This window comes from Methylobacterium sp. Leaf112 (assembly GCF_001423295.1).
Classification (GTDB): domain Bacteria; phylum Pseudomonadota; class Alphaproteobacteria; order Rhizobiales; family Beijerinckiaceae; genus Methylobacterium.
In genome coordinates, this window is the sequence record NZ_LMNG01000034.1 from 122,363 (window position 1) to 138,267 (window position 15,905).

The 15,905-nt window shown below is 68.8% G+C and carries 13 protein-coding genes and 2 pseudogenes; 11 read left to right on the top strand and 4 right to left on the bottom strand.

Features of this window, described 5'->3' with window-relative positions:
- Nucleotides 1-124 precede the first annotated feature (124 nt).
- Nucleotides 125-902: pseudogene (locus tag ASF52_RS22280) on the top strand (IS5 family transposase).
- A gap of 128 nt (nt 903-1,030) precedes the next feature.
- Here ASF52_RS22280 and ASF52_RS20995 read toward each other — a convergent pair.
- Complete coding sequence (locus ASF52_RS20995; protein WP_056176495.1) at nt 1,031-1,417, bottom strand: winged helix-turn-helix transcriptional regulator; 387 nt, start codon at nt 1,415-1,417, stop codon at nt 1,031-1,033.
- A gap of 105 nt (nt 1,418-1,522) precedes the next feature.
- Here ASF52_RS20995 and ASF52_RS21000 point away from each other — a divergent pair, with 105 nt between their 5' ends.
- The 4 genes and pseudogenes from ASF52_RS21000 to ASF52_RS21010 all read left to right on the top strand — a co-directional run bounded on the left by ASF52_RS21000 (nt 1,523) and on the right by ASF52_RS21010 (nt 4,535).
- The gene (locus tag ASF52_RS21000) at nt 1,523-2,269 is read left to right on the top strand and encodes an NADPH-dependent F420 reductase (RefSeq protein ID WP_056176498.1); all 747 of its coding nucleotides are present in this window, start codon (nt 1,523-1,525) and stop codon (nt 2,267-2,269) included.
- A 36-nt stretch (nt 2,270-2,305) separates the two neighbouring features.
- The gene (locus ASF52_RS21005) at nt 2,306-3,298 is read left to right on the top strand and encodes a zinc-dependent alcohol dehydrogenase family protein (protein WP_056176500.1); all 993 of its coding nucleotides are present in this window, start codon (nt 2,306-2,308) and stop codon (nt 3,296-3,298) included.
- 44 nt (nt 3,299-3,342) lie between these two features.
- Nucleotides 3,343-3,498: pseudogene (locus ASF52_RS23395) on the top strand (IS5/IS1182 family transposase); the annotation flags it as partial.
- A gap of 422 nt (nt 3,499-3,920) precedes the next feature.
- The gene (locus tag ASF52_RS21010) at nt 3,921-4,535 is read left to right on the top strand and encodes an LpxA family transferase (RefSeq protein ID WP_056176503.1); all 615 of its coding nucleotides are present in this window, start codon (nt 3,921-3,923) and stop codon (nt 4,533-4,535) included.
- Between the two features lie 59 nt (nt 4,536-4,594).
- Here ASF52_RS21010 and ASF52_RS21015 read toward each other — a convergent pair whose 3' ends face one another.
- The 3 genes from ASF52_RS21015 to ASF52_RS21025 all read right to left on the bottom strand — a co-directional run bounded on the left by ASF52_RS21015 (nt 4,595) and on the right by ASF52_RS21025 (nt 7,162).
- Complete coding sequence (locus ASF52_RS21015; RefSeq protein WP_056176506.1) at nt 4,595-4,918, bottom strand: YnfA family protein; 324 nt, start codon at nt 4,916-4,918, stop codon at nt 4,595-4,597.
- A gap of 187 nt (nt 4,919-5,105) precedes the next feature.
- Nucleotides 5,106-5,927, bottom strand: a complete 822-nt coding sequence (locus tag ASF52_RS21020) for an SDR family oxidoreductase (protein ID WP_200937415.1) — start codon at nt 5,925-5,927, stop codon at nt 5,106-5,108.
- On the bottom strand, nt 5,924-7,162 hold the full coding sequence (locus tag ASF52_RS21025; RefSeq protein ID WP_056176513.1) for an MFS transporter: 1,239 nt from the start codon (nt 7,160-7,162) through the stop codon (nt 5,924-5,926). The genes ASF52_RS21020 and ASF52_RS21025 overlap by 4 nt, the downstream gene beginning before the upstream one ends.
- Before the next feature lie 127 nt (nt 7,163-7,289).
- Here ASF52_RS21025 and ASF52_RS21030 point away from each other — a divergent pair, with 127 nt between their 5' ends.
- The 6 genes from ASF52_RS21030 to ASF52_RS21055 all read left to right on the top strand — a co-directional run bounded on the left by ASF52_RS21030 (nt 7,290) and on the right by ASF52_RS21055 (nt 15,809).
- Nucleotides 7,290-8,189: a LysR substrate-binding domain-containing protein gene (locus tag ASF52_RS21030; RefSeq protein WP_056176519.1), complete on the top strand. Its 900-nt coding sequence runs from the start codon at nt 7,290-7,292 to the stop codon at nt 8,187-8,189.
- 446 nt (nt 8,190-8,635) lie between these two features.
- On the top strand, nt 8,636-10,036 hold the full coding sequence (gene ahcY, locus ASF52_RS21035) for an adenosylhomocysteinase (RefSeq protein ID WP_056176521.1): 1,401 nt from the start codon (nt 8,636-8,638) through the stop codon (nt 10,034-10,036).
- Nucleotides 10,037-10,358: 322 nt separating this feature from the next.
- Entirely contained in the window at nt 10,359-12,854 is a 2,496-nt protein-coding gene (locus ASF52_RS21040) for a sensor histidine kinase (protein WP_056176524.1), read from the top strand.
- A 189-nt stretch (nt 12,855-13,043) separates the two neighbouring features.
- Complete coding sequence (gene tsaE, locus ASF52_RS21045; protein ID WP_056176965.1) at nt 13,044-14,573, top strand: tRNA (adenosine(37)-N6)-threonylcarbamoyltransferase complex ATPase subunit type 1 TsaE; 1,530 nt, start codon at nt 13,044-13,046, stop codon at nt 14,571-14,573.
- A 4-nt stretch (nt 14,574-14,577) separates the two neighbouring features.
- Nucleotides 14,578-15,003, top strand: a complete 426-nt coding sequence (locus ASF52_RS21050) for a VOC family protein (RefSeq protein WP_056176527.1) — start codon at nt 14,578-14,580, stop codon at nt 15,001-15,003.
- Nucleotides 15,004-15,071: 68 nt separating this feature from the next.
- Complete coding sequence (locus ASF52_RS21055; RefSeq protein WP_056176529.1) at nt 15,072-15,809, top strand: nucleotidyltransferase family protein; 738 nt, start codon at nt 15,072-15,074, stop codon at nt 15,807-15,809.
- Nucleotides 15,810-15,905: the final 96 nt, after the last annotated feature.

Genomic DNA, 15,905 nt, shown 5'->3' on the forward strand with positions numbered 1-15,905 from the left:
TCGTTGGATCGTTGAATCATTTGCTGTATTAACTTAAGGTTTATTAGGGTGTGAACCGAACTAAGGTGGTGCGAGCGCTCTCGTTTCGTGATTCTGAGACGCTGTTTGCAGCATGGAGGCGGCGATGGCAGACCTGTTCTGGCTTTCCGACGAGCAGTGGGCGGTGATGGAGCCGTTCATGCCCACGAACCAGCCCGGGCCAGAGCGGAACGATGATCGGCAAGTCATCTCGCTGCGCGGTCCTTCGGTTCCGGCATCCTCCACGTGCTCACCTCAGGCTGCCGCTGGCGCGACTGCCCAGCCGCTTATGGTCCACGCACGACCGTCTACAACCGCTTCGATCGCTGGTCCCGTCGCGGCTTCTGGCGGGCGATGTCGAGGGCGCTGGCCAAGAGCGGATGGGCGGGCGAGGCGGCCGCCATCGACAGCACCGACATCAAGGCCCACCGCTCGGCGCACGGCGGTAAAGGGGGGCTCGTGTGCAAGTCATCGGCCCGTCACGCGGGGGCCAGACAACAAAGATCCACGTTCTCACCGATGTCCTCGGCCGCCCCGGCGTCCTCCTGCTGACGCCGGGCAACGCCAGCGACGTCACCGCCGCCCCAGCCGTGCTCGCCGAGGCTCCCGGTCGGATCCGTCGTCTGGCCGCCGACAAGTGCTACGACGCCGACTGGCTCCGGGCCAGCCTACGGGAAAAAGGCATCACGCCGATCATCCCCGGCAAGCGCGGCCGCAAGCGGAAGATCCGCCACGACAAACGCCGCTACCGCGAACGCTGGCGGATTGAAGCGACCTTCAACCGCTTCGAGGACTTCCGTCGCATCGCCACCCGCTACGACAAGCTGGCCCGAAACTACGCCTCGGCCATCGCAGTCGCTGCCGTCATCGCTTTCTGGTGCTGATCGAGTCCAGACCCTGGATTGCCATGGGTGTTCCCGAAAGCTGCCCTCGGGCAACTTCGGCTCGGGGGTGGGAGCCGGACCCTGGCCCTTCGCCCGGAACCGGACGTTCCGCCTCCAACCCGAATGCATCAGCCGGCGACGTCTGCGGACGCGAGGCCCATCGCCTCCCGGCGGGCGAAAGCCCAGTCGATCAGCGCCTCGATGGATGGCCCGAGCGCAACCCCCATTGCGCTGAGAGCATACTCGACCTTCGGCGGCACCTGAGGGTAGACCGTCCGGGTGACGATGCCGTCCTTCTCCAACTCCTTGAGCTGCTGGATCAGCATCTTCTGGTTCACGCCCTCGATCCGCTTCTCCAGCTCCGAGAACCGTAGCGGCACCTTTGCGGCAAAGAGCTGGACGATGATGACGATCTTCCACTTGCCCTCCAGCACCCGCAGGGTCTCGCTGGTCGCCGCCGCCCACACGAGCTGCTGCTTCGGGTCCTCGCAGAACCAATCGCGCCCCGCATTCATACTAACCTCCAGGTGGGCTACCCACCTTTTGGTAGGTTCTTGCTGATCCCTCTACCTACCCATAGTTCCTGCTGCATCGCAACCGACGCGTTCAGGGAACAGGGCATGAAGATCGGCATCATCGGTATCGGACATATCGGCAAATCCCTGGTCACGAAGCTCAGCGCGGCCGGGCACGATGTGAAGGTGGCCAACTCACGCGGTCCCGAGACCATCGGGGCCGACATACTTTCGTCGGGCGCCCGCGCCGTCACGGCACAGGATGCCGCCGCGGATGTCGACGTCATCATCCTCTCCATCCCGCCGACCGGTATCCGGAAGATCACCCCTCTGATCCGGGCGATACCCGACAAGACCGTCGTCATCGACACCTCGAACTACTACCCGATGCGCGACGGGGCCATCGACGCCATAGAGGCGGGCCAGGTCGAGAGCCTGTGGGTCTCCGAGCAACTCGGACGGCCCATCGTCAAGGCCTGGAATGCCATCGGTTCGGGCTCGCTGGCCGAGAAGGGTTCACCCTCCGGAACGCCGGGACGCATCGCCATCCCGGTCGCGGCCGACCGCGAGGAAGACCGCCGCGTCGGCCTGCGTCTCGTTGAGGAGACCGGCTTCGACGCCTTCGACGCGGGGTCCCTGGCGGAGTCGTGGCGCCAGCAACCCGGGGCGCCGGGCTACTGCACGGATCTGACGCGTGACGAGATGCCGGGCGCGCTCGCGGCAGCCGAAAGGGCCCGCCTGCCCAAGCGGCGCGACCTCGTGGTGGCGGTGGTCCAGGAGCGCGTCGGCGACGGCCGGACCAACCCGGATGCCGAGTTCGGCGTTCGCGTCGCGCGTGCGATCTGCCTCTGACATCTGACCGGTGCACGCAAGATAAGGAAACGACCCATGACCCGCGTTGTACGTTTTCACGAATACGGTTCCGCAGATGTGCTGCGCATCGAGGACATCGAGGTTCCCGGGCCTGCCGCCGATGAGGTGCAGATTGCGGTTCGCGCAATCGGCCTCAACCGTGCGGAGGTGATGTTCCGCAAGGGCGCCTACCTGCAGGAAGCGAACTTCCCCTCGCAGCTCGGCTACGAAGCCGCCGGTACGGTCAAGGCGACAGGCCGCGATGTGTCCGGGTTCGCCGAAGGCGATGCCGTCAGCGTCATCCCGACCCTCGATATGTCGCGTTGGCCCACCTACGGCGAGGTCATCAACATTCCCGCGCGTTCCGTCGTGAAGCATCCGGCCGCCCTGTCGTTCGAGCAGGCCGCCGCGTCCTGGATGCAGTACGTCACCGCCTGGGGCGCGCTCATCGATCAGGCGAAACTCACCGCCGGCGATGTCGTCATCGTATCGGCGGCGTCGAGCAGCGTCGGCATCGCGGCGTTCCAGATCGCCCGCAGCGTCGGGGCGACGGTGATCGCGACCACCCGCACGAAAGCCAAGGCGCAGGCGCTGCTTGATGCCGGCGCGCACCATGTGATCGCCACGGACGGGGGCGACCTGGCGGCGCGCGTTAAGGACATCACCGGGGGCAAGGGGGCCCGCGTGGTGTTCGATCCGATCGGTGGCCCTGCCATCGCGCAGTTTGCCGAAGTCATGGCCGTGGGCGGCATTCTCTTGGAGTACGGTGCCCTGAGCCCGGACGAGGGTCCGTTCCCGCAGTTCTCCGTGCTCGGCAAGAGCCTGACCCTGAAGGGATACCTCTACACCGAGATCGTCGGCGACGACGCGGCGCTTGCCCGTGCGAAGGCCTTCATCCTGGCGGGACTGGAAAGCGGCAAGCTCGATCCGCTGGTGTCGCGGACCTTCCCGTTCGACCGGATCCGGGAGGCGACCCGATTCCTCGAATCCAACGAGCAGATCGGCAAGATCGTCCTCACGCTCGATTGATGGCGCGGATGCCGGGCTCCCCGGAGTTCGGCGTCGCATCCCTCGCCAGCGTTCGGCTGTCCCACCGCTGCACCACGGTGGAGAATGGCCTGACGCTGCATCGGTACTGGACGAATGCACGCGCTGCCTGCCCGAAGAAGGCGTCCTGCACGACGGGCAAGGAGCGGCGGGTGACGCGGTGGGAGCATGAAGACGTGCTATGGCGCTTCAGGTCCTGGCCTAAAATTTGACGCGCGGTCTCAACATTCTGGGAAGCCGCAAACTCTCGGCGGACGATCCCCCACCTGAGCGCGGGCTTCGATCGTCCGCCGAATAGGCCGGGAAGCCGTCCAGGGGAGCTCGAACCAAAACCGGCCGTTTCCCGACCGTAGGAACCCGTTCGATGCGATGAACACCCCCTGCTCGCCAGACCGGGACGTCACCCAACCGCAAAAGCCCTCACCTCCGGAATTTGACACGGCCTTGGACCCAACCCGGACGTTCAACAATGCCGTCGCATCGCCCGGAGCCTGCCATCCGAACTCGTGGCGAACGATTGACCGAGGCTGGCACGCCGTAGACGGTACGGCACTCTCCGAGCTGTAAGGACCACGGAGCTGTAAGGAAAACGCGTGCGTGCCGAATGAGCATTGTTGATGCGCATATCGCATCTTGGTGTAGTTCGCCCCTTGGCGAGCGGGCGACGGAAGAGGCGTGGGATATCGTGGCCAACGCGGCAGGTTTGGTCACAGGAATTCTGGCGACACTCGACGCGGATTACGAGATCGAGGGCGACATCGCCGTTCATCGCACGACTACGGTCGAGACCGGTGCCGTGATGAAGGGCCCCCTGATCGTCGGGCCAAATTGCCTTGTTGCAGCGGCATGCTTGTTCAGGGGCGGATGCTGGATCGACAGCGACTGCATCGTGGGGCCCGGAGCTGAACTCAAGACGACCCTCATGTTCCAAGGGTCGAAGCTCGCTCATTTCAACTTCGTTGGGGACAGCATTCTCGGCAGTGATATCAATCTCGAAGCCGGCTCGATTATCGCGAATTACCGGAACGATTTGGCCGATCCTCGCCTCCGGATCAACTATAGCGGCAAGACGATAGAGTCGGACACGCTGAAGTTCGGCGCGCTCGTCGGAGATGGGTGCCGCATCGGCGCGAACGCGGTTGTCGCCCCTGGTGCCATCCTTGCTCCCAGGACGGTCGTACCCCGCCTCGGATTGATCGATCAGCGCACACGCTCATGAGCGTCCCGAAAGCCAGCCGACGACGATCCAACCTCGGCGGACTCTGGCGTACGGAACGCTCATCCCCTTGGGCCGAAGAGGATCACGGCCATGCCTGCGACGCAGATAGCCCCGCCGCTCAAGTCCCAGCGGTCGGGCTGATGCCCCTCGGCAAGCCAGAGCCACACGATCGAGGCTGCGATGTAGACGCCGCCGTAGGCGGCGTAAGTGCGCCCGGCCGCCTCGCTATCGACCAGTGTCAGCAAGTAGGCGAACAGCCCGAGCGAGACCATTCCCGGCGCGATCCACCACACCGACTTGTCGAGGCGCAGCCAAGCCCAGAAGGCGAAGCACCCGGCGATTTCAGCGAGCGCTGCGCCCGCGTAAGCGAAGAACGTGACCATACCGCCTTCTCACAGATCGTCCCGGTACGCGGTAGGTCCGCTTTTCACCCGACCCGGTCGCAGAGTGGACGGACGGGTCCCGACCCGACCCAGTCGTTCGGGTTATCTGACCCGACGCCCGGGAGCGGACGCTGAGCGAGACACCGCCTGTCCGCCATGGATCGCGGCGCTCCACAAGCGGTCGCGCTTACTTGCCGCCCGTCACGTCGAGGAAGGTACCGGTGACGAACGAGGCCTCTGGGCCGGCCAGCCAGAGGATCGCTCGCGCGACCTCCTCGGGCTCGCCACCCCCTCCCATTGGAATGCTGTCCTTCACGCGATCCACGCGCCCGGCTTCGCCGCCGCTCGCGTGCATCTTGGTGTAGATGTGGCCGGGCCCCACGCAGTTCCTCCGAATGCCATCGCGCGCGACCTCCTTTGCGAAGACGATCGCCATGGTCTCGACTGCGCCCTTTGAGGACGCGTAGTCCACGGACTCGCTGGGACTGCCGAGGCGAGCGGAGGCCGAGGAGACATTGACCACCGCGCCCCCACGCCCGCCATGGCGATGCGACATGCGCTTCACGGCTTGCTGCGCGCAGAGGATCGGGCCGATTGCATTCACCGAGAAGACGCGCCGCAGGCGCTCATGGTCCAGGTCTTCGAAGCGAGATGGTCGTGCGATCATGGCGGAATTGTCGACGAGGACATCGAGCCCACCGAACCGGCGGTCGACGCGGTCGAACATCCGCGAGACCTCGGCGGGATCGGCGCTGTCGGCTCGTACGGCGATCGCGCCTCGACGCTCCATCTCGATCGCAGCGCTCAGGTCCTCAGCCGCCGCGTCGTTCGACAGGTAGCTGAAGGCGACGTCGTAGCCGCGCCGTGCCGCAAGACGCACGGTCGCGGTCCCGATGCCACGGCGGCCGCCGGTGATCGGCATCACGGGTGCAGTTCGTGCGGCGTCAGGTGCGTCAGAGGCATCCGAGCGGTCGCCATCGGTGGCATCGGGGTTTTGAACGGAGTTCATGGTTTCCGCGCGAGGTGCGGCGACAGAACGAGCATGATCGGGACGACGGCGAAGGCCGTGGCCGCGGCCGCGACGGCGGCCCAGCGCGGTCCGACCGCATCGCCCAGCGGGCCGTAGAGCAGGGGCGTCGCGACCGCGCTGCCGCCGAGCGTCCAAGTATAGAAGACCGCGAAGGCGCGCTCGACGCGACCGTGCGGCGCGAGTTCCGGCACGGTGCCGTAGAGCACGGAGGACGTTCCGTTCAGCATCAGGCCGAGGAGGGGCAGCACCGCGAGGGTTGGGGCGAGCGGGAGCGCGACGACCAGCAGGATCGCCACCGCCGTGCCCGCCTCGGAGAGGATCACGCAGCGCGTCACCCCGAAGCGCTCCCCGAGCCGGCCGAAGATCGCCTTGCCCAGCGCACCGCCGACGGCCGCGAGGCCGAACGCGACGCCCACCGTCGCCAGGACCGCCCCCTTCTCCTGCAGCAGGAACGGCAGGTAGAGGAGAAAAGCCGGGCGGGCGGCATTGTCGAGCATGCCGACGGCGACGAGGAGCCCGAAGCCGGTCCGGTCCGTCGAGCCGGCGCCGGGCATGGCCGCGTGCGGGCGCGCCGGCGCTTCCTCGCGCGGGACGGGCTCGCGGGGCAGCAGGGTGGCGACCCCGAATGCGACGACGACCCCGAGGCCGGCGGCGAGCCAGAGCACGAGGCGCCAGTCGAGGTGGGTGAGGAGAAGCCCGGCGAGTGCGGGCAGCGCCGCCTTTCCGAGATCGCCGGCGAAGTTGTAGGTGCCGAGCGGCCCCCTCGCCCCCGTCCCATAGGTCCGGGCGATCACCGCCGAGGCGAGGGGATGCTGGGTGCTGCTGCCCGCGCCGGAGAGCGCCAGGGCGACGCAGAGGCCGGTGACACCGCCCGAGGCGCCGGCCAGCGCGTAGCCGCCCGCACCCAGCAACGTGCCGAGAACCAGAACCGCGCGCGCCCCGAGCGTCCGAGCCAGAGCCGTGGCGGGCATCTGCAGGCCGGCCAGCGCGCCGACATAGAGCGAGCGCACCAGCGCAAGGGCGACGTAGCCGAGGCCGAACTCCACCTGCCAGACCGGCAGCAGCACGTAGATCAGGTCCGTGTAGCCGTCGTGCAGGGCGTGGTTGACGCCGATCGTCGCGAGGGTGCGCGTCCGCCGGGGCGCGCGGGTGTCGCCCGCCCCATCCGTCGCGCCCGTGGCCCGCCCGTCCGGTTCCGCCGTGGTCGTCGTCATCGCTCATCCTTCCACAGCCACCCGCCGCCGACGCCGTAACGGCTACACCCGTGAGGATCCGGCGATGAGGACCGTTCGACTCACGCGACCCGTGCGCTAAGCTCACGGATGCGAGCCCGGAGGTCCGATGCGCCGTCTTCCACCCCTCCATGCGCTGCGCGTCTTCGAGGTCGCCGCCCGGGCCGGCAGCCACGCCGCCGCGGCGGCCGAACTCGGGCTGACCCACGGGGCCGTCAGCCGTCAGGTCGCCGTGCTCGAGGCGTGGTTCGGCCAGCGTCTGTTCGTGCGGGTCGGGCGCAGAAGCGTCCCGACGCCCGCGGCCCGGGCCTTCGCGGAAGCGGTCAGCCTCACCTTCGACAGGCTCGACGCGGCGGCCGAGATCTGCGGCCGGCCCCTCGCGCCGCGGACCCTGCGGGTGAACACGCCCACGACCTTCGCCATGCGTTGGCTGATCCCGCGCCTGGACGGCTTCCACGCGGCGCGGCCGGAGGCGGAGGTGGTCGTCACGACGACCACGACCCTGCACAACGCCCTGCGCGGCGGCTTCGACCTCGCGGTCCGGCGCGAGCCGCGCCTCGGAACGGGAGCGCACCATCCCTGGGGCGCCTACCGCGCGGTCCCCTTCCTGCGGGAGGCCAACACCCTGGTGGCGAGCCCCACCCTGCTCGCGGCCCGCCCCCTGCGCACACCGCACGACCTCGAAGGCGCCACGCTGCTGACGAGCGAGACGCGTCCGGGTGACTGGAGCGACTGGCTCGCCGCCGCCGGCCTCTCCCCCGATACGGGCAGCCGCCGGACGTTCGACCATTATTTCGTCGCCCTGCAGGCGACGGCGGACGGGCTCGGCTACGGCCTCGGTCCCCTGCCCGTCCTGTCCGGCGACCTGGCGACCGGACGGCTCGTCGCCCCGTTCCCGGAGATCCTCGTCCCGCGCCCCGGCTACGTGGCCCTCGTTCCGAACGACGCGGACAAGACGTCGACCCTCACGGCATTCGTCGACTGGCTCGTCGCCACGGGCGCGCAATGAGATCGGACAACCATCGGGCCGAGCCGGAGACGGCTTCTCTCCTTGCAAAAAGGGCATCTGCGTTCGGCACACTAACCGATCGGTGCGTGAAGTAGCCCCCTCGCGTTCCCTGAGCGAACGCCCGTTCCTGCGACACAGCCTCTCGAGAGCGGACCGACAAGAATCCGCCCGAATTGGTCGTGGAGCGGACGGACAGGCCCGTCCCGAAGCTGGCGTCGGCGTCCCTGAAAGACGGCACAGACCGATCGCCGCGTGGAGCGGTGCTGGCCCGCGCCGGATCGGCGGGCGCAGCCCGGGCGGAAGGGGATGCGGCGCGCCGACCGCGCGCGGCCCCGACACCGCCACCTTGGAATGCCTCGCATAAAGACATCTTTATGTCTTGATTGCCTCGCATCCCGTCCCCTGCTATAGCCCCCGCCAACACGCAGCAGAGAGACGGAACCCCCATGGCCCAGGATTACATCGTCAAGGACATCGCGCTGGCCGAGTACGGTCGCAAGGAGATCTCCATCGCCGAGACCGAAATGCCCGGCCTCATGGCGACGCGCGAGGAGTACGGCGCGAGCCAGCCCCTGAAGGGCGCCAAGATCGCCGGCTCGCTCCATATGACGATCCAGACGGCCGTGCTCATCGAGACCCTGGCGGCGCTCGGCGCCGACATCCGCTGGGTCTCGTGCAACATCTACTCGACCCAGGACCACGCCGCCGCCGCCATCGCGGCCGCCGGCATCCCGGTCTTCGCCATCAAGGGCGAGACCCTGGAGGAGTACTGGGACTACACGTCGAAGCTGTTCGACTGGCACGGCGGCGGCATGCCGAACATGATCCTCGACGACGGCGGCGACGCCACCATGTTCGTGCACCTCGGCCTGCGCGCCGAGAACGGCGACACCGCCTTCCTCGACAAGCCCGAATCGGAAGAGGAAGAGATCTTCTTCGCCCTGCTGAAGAAGAAGCTCGCCGAGAAGCCCAAGGGCTGGTTCGCCGGCCTCGCCGATTCGATCAAGGGCGTCTCGGAAGAGACCACCACGGGCGTGCACCGCCTCTACAACCTCGCCAAGGAGGGCAAGCTGCTCTTCCCGGCCATCAACGTGAACGACGCCGTCACCAAGTCGAAGTTCGACAACCTCTACGGCTGCCGCGAGTCGCTGGTGGACGGCATCCGCCGCGGCACCGACGTGATGATGGCCGGCAAGGTCGCCATGGTCGCGGGCTTCGGCGACGTCGGCAAGGGCTCGGCCTCGTCGCTCCGTCACGCCGGCTGTCGCGTGCTGGTGTCGGAGGTCGATCCGATCTGCGCCCTCCAGGCCGCCATGGAAGGCTACGAGGTCGTCACCATGGAAGACGCCGCGCCCCGCGCCGACATCTTCGTGACGGCGACGGGCAACAAGGACATCATCACCCTCGACCACATGCGGGCGATGAAGGACCGGGCCATCGTCTGCAACATCGGCCACTTCGACAACGAGATCCAGGTCGCGGGTCTCAAGAACCTCAAGTGGTCCAACATCAAGCCGCAGGTGGACGAGATCACCTTCGCGGACGGCCACCGCATCATCCTCCTGTCGGAGGGCCGCCTGGTGAACCTCGGCAACGCCACCGGCCACCCGTCCTTCGTGATGTCGGCCTCGTTCACCAACCAGACGCTCGCCCAGATCGAACTCTGGACCAACCCGGGCAAGTACGACAAGCAGGTCTACACCCTGCCGAAAGCCCTCGACGAGAAGGTGGCGCTCCTCCACCTCGAGAAGATCGGCGTGAAGCTCTCGAAGCTCAGCCCTGAGCAGGCCGCCTATATCGGCGTCGCCGAGACCGGCCCGTTCAAGCCCGACCACTACCGCTACTGAGTCGGACGGCGCCCCCGTGCGGGGGCGCCCCCATCCCTCGCGGTTTCGTGAAAAAGCCCGGCTTTCCGCCGGGCTTTTTTCATGCCCGCCCCTCCGCGCCCGGCCGCCCGAGCTTGACCGTACTGTGACTTTTCTGCGGCCTCGGCGGCCCGCGTGCCCGAAACCGGATAAGTCCGGCTTAACCCTCTTCCGGGAGGATTCCGCCTCGCGCTAGTGTGGGGTCGATTCCTCAGGTGGGGTGATCCGCCGACGCCCTCCGGGGCCGGCGGGGAAGCGGTCGCGATGCGCGGCGCGTCAGGGATTCTTGGGGGCGGACCGGATCATGAGGGTCGATCGAACGGCGCGCGCCGTGGTGTGCGCCGGTGCTGTCGTCGTCGCAACCGCCGGTGGAACGGCGCAGGCCGCCGGTCCCGGAACGGACCCGTCCGCCTGGACGAGCGGCCTCGGACCGCATACCCACAATGCCGCCGGCCTCGCGATCCTCATCGGGCTGACGGTGTTCTCCACCATCCTCGCCCTGCTCCACATGCGCGAGCGCGCCCGCTGGAGCGCCCGGGAGGCCGAGCTCACCCACGAACTCACCCACCTGCGCGGCGCCAACGATCGCGCCGAAATGCTGCTGAATTCCGAGCGCCAGGTCATCGTCACCTGGACCGGGCGCGGCCCCGGACTCGTCGAGGGCGACACCGGCCTCGCCCTCGACGGACGGCGCGTCGCGGCCGACGATCCGGCGTACCTGCTCCAGTTCGGCACCTGGCTCCAGCCCTCCGACGCGCGCGACCTCGCCGCCGCCATCGAGGGCCTGCGCGCCCGCGGCACCGGCTTTCGCCTCAGCCTGCGCACCCAGGACGGCCGCTTCGTCGAGGCGCAGGGTCAGGCGCTCGCCGGCCGCGCCCTCCTGCGGTTGCGCGAGACCACGGAAGAACGCCGTGAACTCATAGACTTGCGCCTCACCCTCGAGGAGGCGCGGCGCGGCCTCTCGGCGCTGGGCGGCCTCCTCGACGCGATTCCCCAGCCCCTGTGGCGGCGCAACCGCGACGGGGCGCTGGCCTGGGTCAACACCGCCTACGTGGCGGCCGTGGAAGCGGACAGCCGCGAGGCGGCGCTCGGCCTCGAACTCCTCGACCGGCAGGCCCGCGACCTCATCGCCCGCGACGACGGAGCCCGGACCCCCACCGGCGCCCGCCCCGCCCTGCGCCTCTCCGCCGTGGTCGCCGGCGGCCTGCGCATCCTCGACGTGACCGAGAGCGCGGTGGAGGCCGGGCGCGTCGGCATCGCCGTCGACGTGTCCGAACTGGAGAGCGTGCGCGCCGACCTCCAGCGCCAGATGGACGCCAACGTCCGCACCCTCGACCAGCTGCCCACGGCGGTGGCGATGTTCGACGCCCGCCAGCGCCTGATCTTCCACAACGCCGCCTACCGCCAGCTCTGGGACCTCGACCAGGCCTTCCTCGAGGCCCGGCCCCTCGACGGCGAGATCCTCGACCGCCTGCGCGCGTCGCGAAAACTGCCCGAGCAGGCCGATTTCAAGTCGTGGAAGGCCGACGTGCTCGCCGCCTACCGCGCCGTGGAGGCCAGCGAGGCGTGGTGGTACCTGCCCGACGGCCGGTCCCTGCGCGTCGTCGCCGATCCCAATCCGCAGGGCGGCCTGACCTACCTGTTCGACGACGTCTCGGAGAACATGAAGCTCGAATCGCGCTACAACGCGCTCATGCGGGTCCAGGCCGAGACCCTCGACACCCTGAAGGAGCCCGTGGCGGTGTTCGGCGCCGACGGCCGCCTCACCTTCGCCAACCGCGCCTTCGCCACCCTGTGGCGCCTCGACGCCGCGACCCTGTCCGAGCGCCCCCGCGTCGATGCGGTGATCGAGGCCTGCCGCGCCCTCTCGCCCGACGAGGAGCCCTGGCTCGACATCCGCGGCGCCATCACGGGCCTGGAGAGCCGCTCCGGCCTGACCTGTCGCCTGGAAGTGGTGGACGGCACCGTCCTCGATTGCGCCGCCCAGCCCCTGCCCGAGGGCGCCACCCTGCTCACCCTCATCGACGTCACCGCGAGCGTGAACGTCGAGCGGGCGTTGACCGACAAGAACGACGCCCTGGAGCGCACCTCGCAACTGCGCGACACCTTCGTGAACCACGTCTCCTACGAGCTGCGCTCCCCGCTCACCAACATCATCGGCTTCACCCAGCTTCTCGGCGACGAGACGGTGGGCGCACTCAACGAGCGCCAGCGCGAGTATTCCGGCCACATCATGCGCTCCTCGGGCGCGCTTCTGGTGATGATCAACGACATCCTCGATCTCGCCTCCATCGATGCCGGCTCCCTGGAGCTGTCGCGCGAGGTGGTCGATGTCCGCGCCACCGTCGAGGCGGCCGTGCGCGGTCTCGAGGATCGCCTCGCCGAGGCCGCCATCGTCCTCGACCTCGACGTACCCGAGGACATCGGCAGCTTCGTCGCCGACGGCAAGCGCGTGCGCCAGATCCTGTTCAACCTGCTGTCCAACGCGGTCGGTTTCTCCGCGCCGGGCCAGCCCGTCCGCGTCGAGGTCCGCCGCAGCGCCACCGAGCTGACCCTGGCCGTCGTCGATCACGGTCCGGGGATCCCCGAGGAGGTCGCCGCCCGGGTGTTCGACCGGTTCGAGAGCAACACCCTGGGGACGCGTCACCGCGGCGTCGGCCTCGGACTGTCCATCGTGCGCTCGTTCGTGGAGCTGCATGGCGGACGCGTCGCCCTCGAATCCGCCCCGGGCGTCGGCACCCGCGTCACCTGTACCTTCCCGATCGCCACCGGCACGACCCGCCGGGCGGCCGCCGAGTAGCGGGCACATCCGATTCGTAAGCCTTCCACGGGACCCTTCGGCCGTCCCGGGGTTTTGGTTAAGGATGCGCGTCTATGATGTTGGACGTCGTGCGGCCCCGCGACGGATCGCGGCCACGGTAGGAGTTGGGTGTTGAACGAGGACGGTGCGGACACGCTTCAGCGTGAGGCGAGATCGGCCTGGGAGATCATGCTTCCCGACGAGGGCGCCACCGAGGATCTCGGCCGCTTCCTGGCCGAACTGCTGGAGCCCGGCGACCTCGTCGCCCTGTCCGGGGGGCTCGGGGGCGGCAAGACCACCCTGGCGCGTGCCCTCATTCGCGAGCTCGCCGGTACGCCCGACCTCGACGTGCCGAGCCCGACCTTCACCCTGATCCAGCCCTACGAGGCTGCGGGCGGACGCCAGATCGTCCATGCCGACCTCTACCGCCTGCGCAGCCCCGACGAACTCGTCGAACTCGGCTTCGACGAGATGACCGAGACGGCCATCACCCTGGTGGAATGGCCCGAGCGTCTGGGCCACCGTGAGGGACCGATCCTCACCGTGGATCTCTCCCTGCGGGCCGAGTTCGGCGACGGCGCGCGCTTTGCCCGGATCGACGGCTCAGGCGGCATGGCCGCCCGGCTGAAGCGGGCGCGGGCCCTGCGCATCCTGCTCGTGCGCAGCGGCTGGGACGAGGCCGTGCGCACCCCGATGCAGGGAGATGCCTCGTCGCGCGCCTACGAGCGGCTGATGAAGCCCGACGGGAGCCGCGCGGTGCTGATGGTGTCGCCGCCTCGCAGCGACGGCCCCCCCGTGCGCAACGGCAAGCCCTACAGCGCCATCGTCAAGCTCGCCGAGAGCGTCCACGCATTCGTGGGCGTCGATCGCGGATTGCGGGCCCTCGGTTTTTCGGCCCCGCGCATCTACGGCGAGGATCTCGCCGAGGGCCTCCTCATCATCGAGGATCTCGGCTCCGAGCCGGTCACGGATGCGAGCGGCCCACGCCCCGAGCGCTACGCCGAAGCCGTCCGGCTCCTTGCCAAGCTCCATGCCACGGAACTGCCCGGCGTGCTGCCGGTGGCGGACGGGATCGACCACGTCCTGCCGCCCTACGACCTCGAAGCCCTGGTGTTCGAGACCGAATTGCTGCCCGACTGGTACTGCCCGGCGATCCGGGGCGCGGACCTGCCCGGCCCGGCCCGCTCGGAATTCGTCGCGCTCTGGGCGGAGGTCCTGGGCAGCGTCATCCCTGAGCGGCCGACCTGGACCCTGCGTGATTATCACTCCCCGAATCTGATCTGGCTGCCCCAGCGTGAAGGTCTGGAGCGCATCGGCCTCATCGATTTCCAGGATGCCGTGCTCGGTCACCCGGCCTACGATCTCGCCTCCCTGCTCCAGGACGCTCGGGTCGACGCCACCGCCGAGTTCGAACTGCGCCTGCTCGGCCTCTACGTCCGCGAGCGCCGCAATCGCGAGCCGGACTTCGATATGCAGGGCTTCGCCCGCGCCTACGCGGTGCTGGCGGCGCAGCGCGCCACCAAGATCCTCGGCATCTTCGCCCGCCTCGACCGCCGCGACGGCAAGCCGGGCTATCTCGCCCACCTGCCGCGGATCGAAGGCTACCTCACCCGCAACCTCGCCCACCCGGCCCTGACCCGCTTGCGCCTCTGGCACATCGAGCACCTGCCCGATCTCGTACCGAAGGCCGCACCGGAGCCGGCGCCCGAGGAGGCCTGAGCCGATGGATCCGCGCCTCACCCTCGTCACCCTCGGCGTCGCGGATCTCGCCCGCGCGGTGAACTTCTACGAAGCGTTGGGCTGGACGCGCTCGGCCTACGCGTCGGAGGGCGTCGCCTTCTTCCAACTCGGCGGCCTCGTCCTGTCCCTCTACCCCCGCGCGGCCCTGGCCGAGGATGCCGGCGTACCGCCGGACGGCAGCGGCTTTCGTGGCTTTGCGCTCGCCCACAACACCGCGAGTCGGGACGACGCCGACGCGGTGCTGGCGCATGCCGTGCGTGCCGGCGCCAGGTTGGTGAAGCCGGCTCAGGACACGTTCTGGGGCGGCTATTCGGGCTATTTCGCCGATCCCGACGGGGCGCTCTGGGAGGTGGCCTGGAACCCCGGCCTGCTTCCCCTGGCCGACGGCACGGTCCGACTGCCACCTTGACCCGGGGGACCGGATCGTCCTCATCGATTCCTCCCGCGCCCAGACGCGCCATGCGAGACCCCGCTGGAATGTCCGAAACGCCTCCCATCACCCGCGCCTTCGTCCTGGCCGCAGGCCTCGGCAAGCGCATGCGCCCGATCACCGCGACGGTGCCCAAACCCCTCGTCGAAGTGGCCGGGCGCGCCCTCCTCGACCATGCCCTCGACCGCGCGGCGGAAGGCGGGATCACCCAGGCCGTGGTCAACGTCCACTACCTCGCCGACCTCATCGAGGGGCATGTCGGCAAGCGCCGGACCGCGCCCGCGATCGTCGTCTCCGACGAGCGCGACCGGTTGCTGGAAACAGGCGGCGGCGTGAAGAAGGCCCTGCCGCTGCTCGGCGGCGATCCGTTCGTGGTCTTCAACGCGGATTCATTCTGGCTCGAAGGGCCTGACTCGAACCTCGGCCGCCTTGTCGCCGCGTGGTCGCCGCAGACCATGGACATCCTTCTCCTCGTCGCCCCCACGGCCACCAGCCTCGGCTACGAGGGGGCGGGCGATTTCGCCATGGGTTCGGGCGGTCGCCTCGAGCGGCGGGCCGAGCGCGAGGTTGCGCCCTTCATCTATGCCGGCGTCGCGATCCTGAAGCCCGGCTTGTTCGCGGACACGCCCGACGGCGCCTTCTCCCTCAACCTCCTGTTCGATCGCGCCATCGCGGCCGGCCGCCTCTACGGTCTGCGCCTCGATGGCCAATGGCTCCATGTCGGCACACCCGAGGCCATCGTCGCGGCCGAAGCCCGGGTGAAGGCCAGCGCGCCGGTGCCGTAGCGGGCTTCACGCCGCCGCATTGCAAGGGCCGGCCCCGGGTCTATGGTGACCGACGGTTTGCTGAGCGTTCCAACCGGTTGGAACGCGGAGCGAACG